The sequence below is a fragment of the Comamonas sp. lk genome (assembly GCF_900564145.1).
Classification (GTDB): Bacteria; Pseudomonadota; Gammaproteobacteria; order Burkholderiales; family Burkholderiaceae_C; genus Comamonas.
The window spans coordinates 1,730,503-1,743,248 of sequence record NZ_UOOB01000001.1; the positions used below are offsets into that span (position 1 = coordinate 1,730,503).

Consider the following 12,746-nt stretch of genomic DNA (forward strand, 5'->3'; position numbering starts at 1 on the left):
CATTGATGTCGAATAACAAACAGAATCAGACTGCCTTGACCTTGCCTGGCATGCTGGCCGATGTGGCCCGGCGCTTTGCCAGCCGTGCTGCCGTGATGGAAAACGGTCGCACCATCACTTATCAGGAGCTGCAGGCGCTGAGCCGCCAAGCGGCGCGGGCTTTCATGAGTCTGGGTGTTCAATCCGGCGACCGTGTGGCCTTGTGGGCTCCAAACCTGAGCGAATGGATCATCGCTGCCTGCGGTGTGCATGCCGCAGGTGGTGTGCTGGTCCCGCTGAATACCCGCATGAAGGGGGCAGAAGCCGCGGATATTCTGGAACGCAGCCGCGCCAAGGTGCTGGTGAGCGTGGGCGACTTTCTGAACAACTACTACCCCGATCTGCTGGCAGGCCTGCGCCCCTCTTCGCTGCAGCATGTGGTGGTGCTGGGCGACAAGCTGCTGCCCAGCGCAGACCTGAACTGGTTGCAGTTCATGGCCCGGGCTGAGAGCACGGGCGCCGAGGCCCAGCTGCAGCGTGAAGCCCAGATCGGGCCGGATGATACGGCCGATCTGATGTTCACTTCGGGCACCACGGGCCGCCCCAAGGGTGTGATGGCCGCGCATCGCCCCACCATCCTGGCGTTCCAGGCCTGGTCGGATGTGGTGGGCTTGACCGAAGGCAGCCGCTACCTCATCGTCAATCCCTTCTTTCACACCTTCGGCTACAAGGCCGGATGGGTGGCCGCTTTGCTGCAAGGTGCAACGGTGTATCCGGAGCAGGTGTTTGATGCCGAGGCCATTTTGCGTCGCATCGAGTCGGACCGCATCAGCTTCATGCCTGGGCCGCCTACGCTGTTCCTGTCCATGCTGGCCCATCCCAAGCTCAAGGAGTTTGATCTGAGCTCGCTCAAGGCCTCGGTGACCGGTGCTTCGACCGTGCCGCCCATTCTCATTCGTCGCATGCGCGAAGAGCTGGGTATTGGCAATGTGACTACCGCCTACGGCCTGACCGAGTGCGGCGGCTGTGCCACCTTGTGCGACCCGTCCGACGACGTGAAAACGGTGGCCACGACCTGCGGCAAGGCCTTGCCCGGCACCGAGGTGCGTTGCGTGGATGAGCTGGGCAATACCGTGCCTGTGGGCCAGGCCGGCGAGGTGCTGCTGCGTGGCTATCACATCATGCAAGGCTATTTCGAGGATGCAAAAGCCACCGAAGAAACCATCGATGCCGACGGCTGGCTGCACACCGGCGATGTGGGCGTGCTGGACGAGCGCGGCTATCTGCGCATTACCGACCGTTTGAAGGATATGTTCATTGTCGGTGGCTTTAATTGCTACCCGGCCGAAATTGAACGCATGCTGGCCGACCACCCCGATGTGGCGCAGGTTGCCGTGCTGGGGGTGGAGGATGAGCGCATGGGCGAAGTGGGCTGTGCCTGCGTTGTGGCCCGCAATGGCGTGACGCTGGACAAGGACGCGTTCACCTCCTGGTGCCGCGCCAATATGGCGAACTACAAGGTGCCGCGCTTTGTGTTGCAGATGGATTCGCTACCCGTCAACGCTTCCAACAAGGTGCAAAAGCGCGATCTGCAGCTGCTTGTCAAGTCCCTGCTTGCGCAGCCTGTGGAGCAGACGGCTTGAATAGTTAGCAAGAAAGTCGCCTCGATTTTTTCCAGGGCTATGAAATGGTGGCTATAATCGACGTCTGTTCTGTGAGCTGCAAGGTTTTTCAGAGATGCGGGAATAGCTCAGTTGGTAGAGCGATACCTTGCCAAGGTATAGGTCGACGGTTCGAACCCGTTTTCCCGCTCCAGATTCGAAAAAGGGAAGCGAAAGCTTCCCTTTTTCATTGCATGGGTCGTTATGCCAATGCAATACTTAGGGTGGCAGATTTGTCTGTCGCACCAAGTGGGCCCCGATGGTGAAATTGGTAGACACTGCAGACTTAAAATCTGCCGCTTTTAACAAAGCGTACCGGTTCGATTCCGGTTCGGGGCACCAGGAAATTTCTGCAAAAGCCTGCTTTTTCATTGAAAGCAGGCTTTTGTTTTTGGCGCTGGCTGCAATGGCCTTCATCGTGCCGGATCGCGCCATTGACGTGAATGCCTCCATGGTTAGGGCCTCAAGCCATTTTCGCTGGCCCGCTCAGCTCAAAAAAATCAATATCCAAGCTCGCCGTCGGCGGGCTTTTTTTGCCTCTGTGTCGATGGCCTTGACTGGTGTATTGATAGGGGGAACGTGCGAAAATAGCCCTTAAACCGGTGCAGGCTTGAGTTGCGGTTTGCCTGATTGGACAGTTCACGCAATGCTTGCAATATGGAGCCTGTGTGGCGAGCGCTTTGCTTTAATCACCGGACTGTGAGAGAAAAGATGTCAAGTTACAACGCTGCTTTTGAGATTCATGTTCACGGCCAGGTGCTTTTGCGTGCCGACGTTACGTTTGAGCAGCTGCAAGACGCTCTGCGCCCGTTGTGGGCTTATGCGGGCGCGCGTTCGCTCAGTGATGGCGCGCAAAGCTATTACGACGAAGAGCCTGGCATCAAGTTCGACGAGCAGGAGCACGCCGTGCAAATGTGCTGGACAGTGCGTGGCGATGATGATTTTCGCCAAGCGCTGGATGACATGTGCATGGGGCTCAATGAGTTGGCAGAGCAGGGTGCGGCCATTGAGGTGACTTTCTACGACACCGACTTCGACGAAGAAGAGGCTCCCGAAGAAGCCCAAAGCCGTGATGATTTCCTGATGCTGTTTGTGGGTCCCAATCCCGCAGCCATCATGCAGGTGCAGCGCGATTTGCTGGTGCAAGATGTGATCAATATGATGGAGCGCCACTTTGACGCTTCGGAGTTGAGCGGCGTGGTGGCCGAGGTCGACAAGCTGTTTTCGCAACGCTTCGAGGCCCTGGTGAGTTCGCTGGAGCTGGGAAAGCCACCGCGTGGTGCCGGCGGTTCGGGTTCGGGGCACGGCGGCAATCGCCGTCCTCGCCATTTGCACTGAGCCTTTGCTCAGGTGGCCGCCAGGCCGCTGCCATCTCGCCCTCTTGCGCATGTGCCAAGAGGGCTTTGTTTTTGAAGTGCCTGTTCAACTGCTGTGAAACCGATACCCACCCCGAAATACTCAGGTGCAATCACGCCCCAGATGCGCAAGAAATCGGTGCCTGCGGTTTCCGGGGGCGGGTGTTTGCCAATGGCTTTGCCTTATCTGGCCGGCTATGCCTCTTCGCTGCAAAACAAGGCGCGAGACTGGTTGCAGGCCGGCAAGGCTGGCCGATGGTTGCTGCAAAAATACCCGGCAGCGCATGCCATGCGCAACGACAAGGCTCTGTACGACTATGTGGATGGCCTCAAGTCCGAGCATTTGCGCAATGCCGGGCTGCTGCACAAAGTGGCATATGACAGCAAGATTCATGTGGTGCGCAACGCGCTGGGTCTGCACACCCGCCGGGTCATTGCCCATGGGAGCAAGCTCAACGCCCGCCACGAGATTCATGTGGCGTCCATGTTCAAGCAGACGCCCGAGGCATTCTTGCGCATGATTTGCGTGCATGAGTTGGCGCATCTGCGCGTGATGGATCACGACAAGGCCTTCTATCAGCTATGCACCCATATGGCGCCTGATTACCATCAGCTGGAATTTGATGTGCGCCTGTATCTCAGCCATCTGGACCAAGGCGGCGAACCTCTTTGGAGTTCGTCGGCGGACGTGCTTGCTTGAAGGCTTCAGCAGACCTGTGCGCTGAGTGACGGTACCTGCACCTGGACGCAGGTTTGTGCAGGTAGCTCCAGCCAGCGCTGGGCGGCGGCTTGCAGTGCACTCAGGCTTCCGGTCGTCATCAGCTGTATCTGCACCGCGCCGGCGATCACTTCGTCGGATGCTGTCTTGATTTCGGTGAGCAGCGTCTGGTGCTGCTCCAACATGCGACGGGTCTGGCGTGCCACGGGAGCGCCGGTGTCCAGGAACTGGATATCAGGTCCCAGCAGGGCGCGCAAATCGTCTTTGACAAACACATAGTGGGTGCAACCCAGCACCAAGGTGTCCATTTGCCCGGTTTTTTGGCCAAAACTACCTAAAGCCTTTGTATATGTTGCGCAGAGTGCTCTTATTTCGGTAGTTTCTGGGTCTGCGGGCAGCGGCAACTCCGTGCTGCGCTCTATGGCTTTTGCCAATCCGTCGCAAGGCTGTAGATGAAAGCGAGCGCGCTGACCGTGTTCGTCCACTAGGCGTGCCACGCGATGGCTAGTAATGGTGCCGCGCGTGGCCATCACCCCCACGTGGTGGGTCTGGCTGGAGTAAGACGCGGGCTTGATCGCCGGTTCCACGCCAATGACCGGCAGATCCGGCATCTGGGCGCGCAATGTCTCCACGGCCGCGGCCGTGGCGGTGTTACAGGCAATCACCAGAATTTTGATGTCGTGCTGCTGGCGAAGGTACTGGGCGATGGCCAGAGTGCGTTCCTGCACAAAGGCGTCTCCGCGCGCATCGCCGTATGGGGCATTGCCACTGTCGGCCAGATAGGCAAAATGCTCATGAGGCAGCTCATGCCTCAGGGCTTGCAGCACGCTCAGGCCGCCAACGCCGCTGTCAAAAATGCCTATGGGTGAGTTGAAAGTGGGCATGGAGCTGGCGTTTCGCAGAGTATGGTCAAAACTGGGCGCGAGTATGCGCCGTATCAAGCAGCTGAGGTGAGCTTGGGGGCATCACAAGGATGGCGCTGCCATGGCTTGTTGGCCTTGGGTTATTTCAAGCAAAAACAGCACTTGTCGTTATGTTGCGCATCATTCATTTAAATCGCCTTCAGTGGTGCTTATTTGTATGGATTGCACAAATTCTCCGAAAAAGGATTGGCGCACGTTCAATAGTGCGGAAAGAGAACCCGCTGGGTATTGTTCAAAGCTTTCGCCATCAATGCAGAATTCAAAAAAAAGATAGCCAACGCCTTTGATCTTGAACTGGTAGGGGCAGCTTTTGCCTGAGCCACGCTTTTTCTCTACCATGGCCGTTCGGCTGCTGTCCTGGCCTCGCAGCACGGTGTAGGCCATGGGCAGGCTGGACGAAATATCCAGCCACAGCACGCCAAAGAAAAAAGCCAGGCAAAGCGGCGCCATCAGCCAGCGTTTCAATGGGCTGTAAGTGAGCCAGGGGCCTGCCGGTCGCCATAGGCCGCGCCGATACAAAGCCCGTAGCAGCATGCAGCTAGCAGCTATCAATAGCAGGGCCAGATAGGTAGCCGTGATGCGCCAGTGAGTTGCGGGAATGAACCCACGCCAAAAAATCGGCGCCAGTGCGCCCAGCAAGCAGAGCAGGAATATAGAGATCAGCCATTTCTGGTGATTGGGTGTGCCGTTTTGCCAAAGTCCATTTATCTTCCGGTTCATGCCAAAGTTTCCAGTTCGGGTCAGAGACTATGCCAGTCTGTTGTCGATCCACGGCACGAACCGCCGGTATGCCTCAGACCCAGCGGGCAGGTTGGGCGCCAGCAGTCTGCTGGACTCAGGAGCGGCTCGGAGACTGATAACTCCGGATAGGCATGATGGACTGAATGGTGTTGAATGCCGTTGTGAACGTTTGGAAATTGGCTCTTTTTTGGTGAAATGGGTCTGCATACAGGTGCTCTGAGGTTTTGCTCTGATCAGATTGCTACCAGCCTTTTCTGATGGTAATTGAAGGCTATCTTTGGATTAAATCCTGTGGATGCTCAGGTTTTTATAGCGGGGCAATAAGCGCTTGCCCCTAGAATGGTTCGCCCATGCCCCTGATTACCCTCGTACTACTTCCCTTTGTTGGCAGCCTTCTTGCTGCCTTTTTGCCTGCAAATGCACGCAATTCAGAGTCAACTCTGGCAGGCATCATTGCTCTGGTGTGTGCGGTACAGGTGGGAATGTTGTTCCCCGAGGTGGCTGATGGGACGGTTCTGCGCCAGGAAATCGCCTGGTTACCTGCGCTGGGTCTGAATCTGGTGATTCGCATCGACGGCTTCGCATGGATGTTTGCCATGCTGGTGTTTGGCATCGGAGCACTGGTGGTGCTCTATGCCCGCTATTACATGTCGCCGGCCGATCCTGTGCCGCGTTTTTTCTCCTTCTTTCTGGCCTTCATGGGTGCCATGGCTGGGGTGGTGCTGTCGGGCAACATCATTCAGCTGGTGTTTTTCTGGGAACTGACCAGTCTTTTCTCGTTTTTGCTGATCGGTTACTGGTACCACCGCAAGGATGCGCGCCGTGGCGCGCGCATGGCGTTGACGGTAACGGGTACCGGGGGGCTGGCCATGCTTGCGGGCATGCTGGTGCTGGGTCATGTGGTGGGCAGCTACGATCTGGACAATGTGCTGGCCGCGGGTCAGCAGATTCGCGATAGTCATCTGTATTTGCCGGCATTGGTGTTGATCTTGATGGGTGCGCTCACCAAAAGTGCTCAATTTCCATTTCATTTCTGGCTGCCCAATGCCATGGCCGCACCCACGCCGGTATCTGCATATCTGCACTCGGCCACCATGGTCAAGGCCGGTGTGTTCTTGCTGGCACGCATGTGGCCTGTGCTGGGGGACACCGATGCCTGGTTCTGGATGGTGGGTGGGGCCGGAGCCTTAACTTTGCTCATTGGCGGTTATTGCGCCATGTTCCAACATGATCTCAAGGGATTGTTGGCATATTCCACGATTTCCCATCTGGGCTTGATCACATTGCTGCTGGGCTTGAATAGCAAGCTGGCAGCGGTGGCGGCTGTGTTTCACATCATGAATCACGCCACGTTCAAGGCCTCACTCTTCATGGCGGCCGGCATTGTGGACCACGAAAGCGGTACGCGCGATATCCGCCGTCTCTCGGGCTTGCGGCATCTGATGCCGATTACGGCCACCCTGGCCTGTGTGGCCAGTGCGGCCATGGCGGGCGTGCCTCTGCTCAACGGCTTCATCTCCAAAGAGATGTTTTTTGCCGAAACTGTGTATCTGGATGCCGCACCCTGGGTCAAGACAGTGCTGCCGGTGGCGGCCACGGTGGCGGGCATGTTCAGCGTGGCATATTCGCTGCGTTTTACGGCCGATGTGTTCTTTGGCCCCAAGGCCACGGATTTGCCACACACCCCGCATGAGCCCCCGCATTGGATGCGCGTGCCTGTGGAGTTGCTGGTCATGGCCTGCCTGATCGTGGGCATCTTCCCGGCCTGGGCCGTGGGCGGGTTTCTTGCTGCTGCGGCTGGGCCTGTAGTCGGGGGCGAATTGCCGGAGTACAGCCTGGCGATCTGGCATGGCTGGAATATGCCGCTGATCATGAGCCTGGTGGCTTTGGCGGGCGGCATTGTGCTCTACACCATGCTGCGCTGGCAGCGTGAGCTGGGGCGTTTTGACGATACACCGCTTCTGGGCCGTATCAGCGGCAGCCGGGCGTTTGAAAACCTGCTGGCGCGCATCACCCTGGCCGGTCGTGCGGGCCGCAGGGCGCTGTCCACACGGCGGCTGCAGTGGCAAATGCTGTGGCTGGTCTGCGTGGCCATTGTTGCCCTGGCTTTGCCGCTGTGGTTGCAAGGCATGAAGCTGGGAGATCGTGGCACCTTGCCCATCTCGCCCTCGTTTGTGTTGCTGTGGATCATTGGCGGCCTGTGTGCCCTGGGCACGGCCTGGAAAGCCAAGTACCACAGACTGACGGCGCTGATCATGCTGGGCGGGACGGGTCTATGTACCGTGCTGACCTTTCTCTGGTTCTCGGCCCCCGATCTGGCCCTGACGCAGCTGGTGGTGGAAGTGGCCACCACGGTGCTGATGCTGCTGGGCCTGCGCTGGTTGCCCAAGCGTGACAAGGCCATGCGTACCAACGATAGCTTTGACGCGCGCGCCAAGGTGCGCCGTCTGCGCGATCTGATTCTTTCGCTGATTGCCGGTGGCGGCATGGCCTGGCTGGCCTTTGCCATGATGAGCCGGCCCTTCTACGAAAGCTCTTCCACTTTCTTCCTGGAGCATGCACTCAGCGGCGGCGGCGGCACCAACGTGGTCAATGTGATGCTGGTGGATTTCCGCGGCTTTGACACCTTTGGCGAAATTGTGGTGCTGGGCATTGTGGCCATTGTGATTTATGCGCTGCTCAGGCGCTTTCGCCCCGCACGCGAAACCATGGATATTCCGGAGCAGCAGCGCTATGTGCCAGGAGACTTGCAGACCGATCTGCTGAATCCACGCAACGCCAGCGACACCGCTGTGGGCTATCTCATGGTGCCCGCCGTGCTGGTGCGACTGCTGTTGCCGTTTTCCACGCTGGTGGCTGCTTACATCTTCATGCGCGGCCACAACCAGCCCGGCGGCGGCTTTGTGGCGGGACTGGTGTTCTCTGTGGCTTTGCTCATGCAATACATCATCTCCGGCACGCATTGGGTGGAGGCTCATCTGCCGCTGTATCCACGCCGCTGGATCGCGGCCGGCCTGCTGTGCGCTCTGGCCACGGGCATGGGCTCCATCGTGGCTGGCTACCCTTTCCTGACCAGCCACAGCTTTGACTTCGAACTGCCGCTGCTGGGCCACATACATATAGCAAGTGCTACGTTTTTTGATATTGGCGTGTTTGCGCTGGTGGTTGGCTCCACCATGCTGATCCTGACTGCGATTGCCCACCAATCGGTACGTGGCCACCGTTTTCATGCGCGTCTGATCGAAGAACGTGAACAAGAAGCCAAGGAAGCGGAGGCTGCCGTGCAGGCGGCGACTGCCGAGGCATTGGCCCGAGGAGGTATGTGATGGAATTGATTCTGGCTTTGGCTATCGGTGTACTCACCGGCTCGGGCGTGTGGCTGTTGCTGCGCCCACGTACTTATCAGGTCATCATGGGCTTGGCCCTGATGTCCTATGCCGTCAATCTCTTCATTTTCAGCATGGGCCGCCAGGGGCTGGCCATCAACAAGGCTCCGGTGCTGCGTAACGGCGTGCCCACCGATCTGGCCCACTATGCCGATCCCATGCCTCAGGCACTGGTGTTGACCGCCATCGTCATCGGCTTTGCCATGACGGCGCTGTTTCTGGTGGTGCTGCTGGCGTCGCGCGGCTCCTCCGGGACCGACCATGTGGATGGCGTTCATTCGCGCACCGAGCAGGAAATGCTATGACGCAGTGGATCGCCAATCTGATGCCGCATCTGATGCTGGCACCCATCATGCTGCCCATGTTCACGGCGGCCTTGATGCTGTTCCTGCGCGAGGAGCATCAGCGCTTCAAGCTGGGCATGAACCTGATTTCCACCGTGATCGGGCTGGCAAGCGTGATCATGCTGCTGGGCTGGACCAATCAGGCCGGCGCGCCCGTCACCATGGCTGTTTACATGCCGGGCAACTGGCCTGCGCCCTTTGGTATTGCGCTGGCGTTGGATCGTCTGACGGCGCTGATGTTATTGGTCACTTACGTGGTGGCCTTGGCTGCGCTGATGTTTTCGGCGGCGCGCTGGCATCGAGCCGGCGTGCATTTTCACCCGCTGTTCCAGTTGCAGCTCATGGGCTTGTGCGGTGCGTTCCTGACGGCCGACCTGTTCAATCTGTTCGTGTTTTTCGAGATCATGCTGGCCGCGTCCTACGGTTTGCTGCTCCATGGTTCGGGCCGCACCCGCATACAGTCCGGCTTGCACTACATCGCCATCAATCTGGCGGCGTCCTCGCTGTTCCTGATCGGCGTGTCCATGCTCTACGGCATTACCGGCACGCTGAACATGGCCGACCTGGCCCGCGCCATTCCCCAGGTGCATGAGGCGGATAGAGGCTTGTTGCACGCGGCCGCCGGTATTTTGGGTACGGCCTTTTTGATCAAGGCCGCCATGTGGCCGCTGAACTTCTGGCTGGTGCCCGGCTACAGCGCTGCCACGGCGCCGGTAGGTGCGGTGTTCGCCCTCATGACCAAGGTGGGGGTCTATGTCATCTTGCGTCTGTGGACGCTGCTGTTCAGCTCGGAGGCCGGTGCCTCGGCCCTGTTCGGCAGCAGCTGGCTGATTTTGGGCGGCATGGTCACCATGGCGTTTGGTGCCATCGGCATGCTGGGCTCCCAGCGCCTCACGCATATGGCAGGCTTTGCGGCCATTCTTTCGTCGGGCACCTTGCTGGCCGCCACGGGATTTGGCGAGAACCTGCTGACGGCCGGCCTGCTTTATTACCTGCCCAGCTCCACCCTGGCCGTCAGCGCCTTGTTTCTGATTGCCGACGTGGTGGACCGCTGGCGTGCCGATGAAGAGGAGGGCGAGCCCTACGAGGATGATGAGGCGCCGTTTCTCAATGCCGAACTCCTGCCCTCCGTGGGCTTCAATCTTGACGAACATGAAGAGCTGTTGATCGGCCGGGCTTTTCCGGCGGCTGCGGCCTTTGTGGGCCTGAGCTTCATGGTCTGCACGCTGCTGATTTCGGGCCTGCCGCCGCTGTCGGGCTTTGTGGGCAAGTTTGCAATGCTCACCACTTTGCTCAACCCGTTGGGGCTGGGTACTTCCAATGGCATGCTCATGGGTTGGATGGGCTGGCTGATGGTGGCTTTGCTCATCGTTACCGGTTTGATGGCGCTGGTGGCGCTGACCCGGGCTGGCATTCGCCACTTTTGGGCCAATCCCGAGCAGAACGCACCTTCGCTCCAGGTGGCCGAAGGCCTGCCCATTGCCTTGCTGCTGCTGTGCTGCGTGGCCTTGACGGTCAAGGGCAATGACGTCATGCGCTACACCCAGCGCGCGGCCAATGCCCTGCATTCGCCCGATGTTTATGTGCAAACCGTGCTGGGCATGGAGCCGGTGCCAGCACCCAAGGAAAAGAAGGCACTGGAGAAAGCCAGTCCGCAGGCTGCGGCACGTGCGGCGGCTCTGGCCATGGAAGAGCCGCCGGTGGAAGGCATTTCTGCACCCGAGCCTGAAGTCGAGTTGCAGGCGCTGGGCGCCATGAAGCTCAAAACCAGCGGCAATGCATTGGCACACAAGGAGATGCGTCCATGAAAAATCTCATGAAAAGCATCTTTCCCGCACCGCTGCTGTCTGTGGCCTTGCTGGTGCTGTGGCTGCTGCTCAACCGCTCGGTCAGCTCGGGCTATATCGTACTCGGCGTCCTGCTGGGCTTGCTGATTCCTGTCTTGCTGCGCGGCCTGCGCCCCTTGCCGGTGCGCGTCAGTCATCCGCTGACGATTGTTCGCCTGGCGCTGCAGGTGGTGTGGGATACCTCGGTTTCCAATTTCAATGTGCTCAGGTTTTTGCTGTTTCCCAAAATGCGCAGGCACCCGGCCGCGTTTGTGCACATTCCGCTGGATTTGCGCGACCCCAATGGTCTGGCCGTGCTGGCCATGATTGTCTGTCTGACGCCGGGCACGGCCTGGGCAGAGATTTCGCGGGATCGCTCGATGCTGCTCATCCATGCACTGGAAGTGAATGACGAGCAAGAGGTCATAGACCACATCAAGCAATGCTATGAGCGCCCGCTGATGGAGATTTTTGAATGAAACCCTGGTTCTATTGGATCATAGGTCTGGCTTTGGCCATGTTGCTGGTGGCCATGGGCTGTGCCGTGGTGCGCCTGCTCAAAGGTCCGCATGCACAGGATCGCGTGCTGGCACTGGACTGCATGTACCTCAACGGCATGCTGGCCATGCTGGTCATGGGCATCTTGTATGACAGCACCAATTACTTCGAGGCAGCTTTGCTCATCGCCTTGTTTGGCTGCGTGGGCTCGACGGCCATGGCCAAGTTCCTGCTGCGCGGCGAGGTGATCGAATGAGTACGGATGTCATGGGCGCTGATCTGCCGCTATGGGCCCAGGTGCTGGTGGCCGCGCTGGTGCTGGCCGGGGCGCTGATTGCGCTGCTGGGCTCGCTGGGCCTGGTGCGTCTCAAAAGCTATTTCGAGCGCGTGCACGCGCCTTCCATCATTGCCACCATGGGCTGCTGGCTGATCATGCATGCGACCTGGATTTATTTCTCGGTCAGCGGCCAGGGCTTTGTCATGCACTCGGTGCTGATTGCGATTTTCATCGCCGTGACCGTGCCCATCACCACGATTTTTCTGATGCGCGCGGCCTTGTTCCGTGGCCGCAGGGCGGGAGAACCTGTGCCTCTGACACTGAGCAATCTGGTGCGCAACGAGCCCCAGGAAGCAAGCGAAATGGCTGAAGGCACCAAGCCTGCCGAAACCCCCGATGGAGCTGCCAGCGAGGGCACTGCCAAGGCATAAGCAGACCGTTGCGGTTTGCGCTAGATTGGTTTCATGTTCAATATTCTTGCCATCTGCATCGGCGCCTGCCTGGGCGCCTTGTCGCGCTGGTGGCTGGGCCTGTGGCTGAGCTCGGGCGCGGCATTGCCCTGGGGCACGCTGGCTGCCAATCTGATCGGCGGCTATCTGATCGGCATTTTTGTGGCCTTGTTTCAGAGCATGCCCCAGCTGGACCCGGCTTGGAGGCTGGCCATCATCACCGGTTTTCTGGGGGCGCTCACCACTTTCTCCAGCTTTTCCTCCGAGGTGATTGCCATGCTGCAGCATCAGCGCCTGGCTGCTGCGCTGGGCTGGACCGGCCTGCATTTGTTTGGCTCTTTGACCATGACTTTCATGGGTATGCAAAGCTGGAGTTATGTGACCGGCCGATGACGCGGCCTGCGCTTGTTGCATTGATGACTATGGCTTCAAGCAATGCTGGCGAATAGAGGCCAAATACTGGCTCAGGCTATGAGTTTGTGAGCGTATAGTGCAATCATCATCTGCGCTGCAGGCGCATTTGACGGTTTGTTAGTTAGGCCACGGCCAGCAGCAGCCACAGCTTTTCTCCAGACGCTGTGGCCAGATG

12 protein-coding genes and 2 tRNA genes are annotated in these 12,746 nt (G+C 58.9%); 12 read left to right on the forward strand and 2 right to left on the reverse strand.

The features are described 5' to 3' along the window. The first annotated feature begins 5 nt into the window (after positions 1-5). The 5 genes from EAO39_RS07775 (at position 6) to EAO39_RS07800 (ending at position 3,695) form a co-directional block, all read left to right on the forward strand. Positions 6-1,622, forward strand: a complete 1,617-nt coding sequence (locus tag EAO39_RS07775) for a FadD3 family acyl-CoA ligase (RefSeq protein ID WP_120966898.1) — start codon at positions 6-8, stop codon at positions 1,620-1,622. Between the two features lie 96 nt (positions 1,623-1,718). After that, positions 1,719-1,794 (forward strand) — tRNA-Gly (locus tag EAO39_RS07780). A 99-nt stretch (positions 1,795-1,893) separates the two neighbouring features. After that, positions 1,894-1,982, forward strand: a tRNA-Leu gene (locus EAO39_RS07785). A 369-nt stretch (positions 1,983-2,351) separates the two neighbouring features. Beyond that, positions 2,352-2,978, forward strand: a complete 627-nt coding sequence (locus tag EAO39_RS07795) for a DUF6806 family protein (RefSeq protein WP_120966900.1) — start codon at positions 2,352-2,354, stop codon at positions 2,976-2,978. A gap of 141 nt (positions 2,979-3,119) precedes the next feature. Further along, positions 3,120-3,695 (forward strand): YgjP-like metallopeptidase domain-containing protein, encoded by a 576-nt coding sequence (locus tag EAO39_RS07800; RefSeq protein ID WP_120966901.1) that lies wholly within the window; start codon positions 3,120-3,122, stop codon positions 3,693-3,695. 5 nt (positions 3,696-3,700) lie between these two features. On the opposite strand, the gene murI is transcribed toward EAO39_RS07800, so the two are convergent. Together murI and EAO39_RS07810 are read right to left on the reverse strand one after the other, a co-directional pair. Continuing rightward, positions 3,701-4,597 carry a glutamate racemase gene (gene murI, locus EAO39_RS07805; protein WP_120966902.1) on the reverse strand — a complete coding sequence of 299 codons (897 nt, stop codon included), beginning with the start codon at positions 4,595-4,597 and terminating at the stop codon, positions 3,701-3,703. A 159-nt stretch (positions 4,598-4,756) separates the two neighbouring features. Further along, positions 4,757-5,356: a hypothetical protein gene (locus EAO39_RS07810; protein ID WP_240466924.1), complete on the reverse strand. Its 600-nt coding sequence runs from the start codon at positions 5,354-5,356 to the stop codon at positions 4,757-4,759. A 371-nt stretch (positions 5,357-5,727) separates the two neighbouring features. On the opposite strand from EAO39_RS07810, the gene EAO39_RS07815 reads away from it, so the two are divergent. From EAO39_RS07815 to crcB, 7 genes are read left to right on the forward strand one after another with little or no spacing between them, the layout of a single operon-like run. Continuing rightward, positions 5,728-8,703, forward strand: coding sequence for a monovalent cation/H+ antiporter subunit A (locus EAO39_RS07815; RefSeq protein ID WP_120966903.1), 2,976 nt, complete (start codon positions 5,728-5,730; stop codon positions 8,701-8,703). Next, the gene (locus EAO39_RS07820; RefSeq protein ID WP_120966904.1) at positions 8,703-9,068 is read left to right on the forward strand and encodes a Na+/H+ antiporter subunit C; all 366 of its coding nucleotides are present in this window, start codon (positions 8,703-8,705) and stop codon (positions 9,066-9,068) included. The genes EAO39_RS07815 and EAO39_RS07820 overlap by 1 nt, the downstream gene beginning before the upstream one ends. Continuing rightward, entirely contained in the window at positions 9,065-10,915 is a 1,851-nt protein-coding gene (locus EAO39_RS07825) for a monovalent cation/H+ antiporter subunit D (RefSeq protein ID WP_120966905.1), read from the forward strand. Before EAO39_RS07820 ends, EAO39_RS07825 begins: the two co-directional genes overlap by 4 nt. Further along, positions 10,912-11,412, forward strand: coding sequence for a Na+/H+ antiporter subunit E (locus EAO39_RS07830; protein WP_120966906.1), 501 nt, complete (start codon positions 10,912-10,914; stop codon positions 11,410-11,412). The genes EAO39_RS07825 and EAO39_RS07830 overlap by 4 nt, the downstream gene beginning before the upstream one ends. Next, positions 11,409-11,687 (forward strand): K+/H+ antiporter subunit F, encoded by a 279-nt coding sequence (locus EAO39_RS07835; protein ID WP_120966907.1) that lies wholly within the window; start codon positions 11,409-11,411, stop codon positions 11,685-11,687. The genes EAO39_RS07830 and EAO39_RS07835 overlap by 4 nt, the downstream gene beginning before the upstream one ends. Beyond that, entirely contained in the window at positions 11,684-12,139 is a 456-nt protein-coding gene (gene mnhG, locus EAO39_RS07840) for a monovalent cation/H(+) antiporter subunit G (protein ID WP_240466925.1), read from the forward strand. Before EAO39_RS07835 ends, mnhG begins: the two co-directional genes overlap by 4 nt. A gap of 33 nt (positions 12,140-12,172) precedes the next feature. Continuing rightward, complete coding sequence (gene crcB, locus EAO39_RS07845) at positions 12,173-12,550, forward strand: fluoride efflux transporter CrcB (protein WP_120966908.1); 378 nt, start codon at positions 12,173-12,175, stop codon at positions 12,548-12,550. Positions 12,551-12,746: the final 196 nt, after the last annotated feature.

What these genes read in the sequence shown, in the direction of transcription:
- EAO39_RS07775 (WP_120966898.1), top strand. Translation starts at nt 6, where the DNA reads ATGTCGAATAACAAACAGAATCAGACTGCCTTGACCTTGCCTGGCATG.
- EAO39_RS07795 (WP_120966900.1), top strand. Translation starts at nt 2,352, where the DNA reads ATGTCAAGTTACAACGCTGCTTTTGAGATTCATGTTCACGGCCAGGTG.
- EAO39_RS07800 (WP_120966901.1), top strand. Translation starts at nt 3,120, where the DNA reads ATGCGCAAGAAATCGGTGCCTGCGGTTTCCGGGGGCGGGTGTTTGCCA.
- murI (WP_120966902.1), bottom strand. Translation starts at nt 4,597, where the DNA reads ATGCCCACTTTCAACTCACCCATAGGCATTTTTGACAGCGGCGTTGGC.
- EAO39_RS07810 (WP_240466924.1), bottom strand. Translation starts at nt 5,356, where the DNA reads ATGAACCGGAAGATAAATGGACTTTGGCAAAACGGCACACCCAATCAC.
- EAO39_RS07815 (WP_120966903.1), top strand. Translation starts at nt 5,728, where the DNA reads ATGCCCCTGATTACCCTCGTACTACTTCCCTTTGTTGGCAGCCTTCTT.
- EAO39_RS07820 (WP_120966904.1), top strand. Translation starts at nt 8,703, where the DNA reads ATGGAATTGATTCTGGCTTTGGCTATCGGTGTACTCACCGGCTCGGGC.
- EAO39_RS07825 (WP_120966905.1), top strand. Translation starts at nt 9,065, where the DNA reads ATGACGCAGTGGATCGCCAATCTGATGCCGCATCTGATGCTGGCACCC.
- EAO39_RS07830 (WP_120966906.1), top strand. Translation starts at nt 10,912, where the DNA reads ATGAAAAATCTCATGAAAAGCATCTTTCCCGCACCGCTGCTGTCTGTG.
- EAO39_RS07835 (WP_120966907.1), top strand. Translation starts at nt 11,409, where the DNA reads ATGAAACCCTGGTTCTATTGGATCATAGGTCTGGCTTTGGCCATGTTG.
- mnhG (WP_240466925.1), top strand. Translation starts at nt 11,684, where the DNA reads ATGAGTACGGATGTCATGGGCGCTGATCTGCCGCTATGGGCCCAGGTG.
- crcB (WP_120966908.1), top strand. Translation starts at nt 12,173, where the DNA reads ATGTTCAATATTCTTGCCATCTGCATCGGCGCCTGCCTGGGCGCCTTG.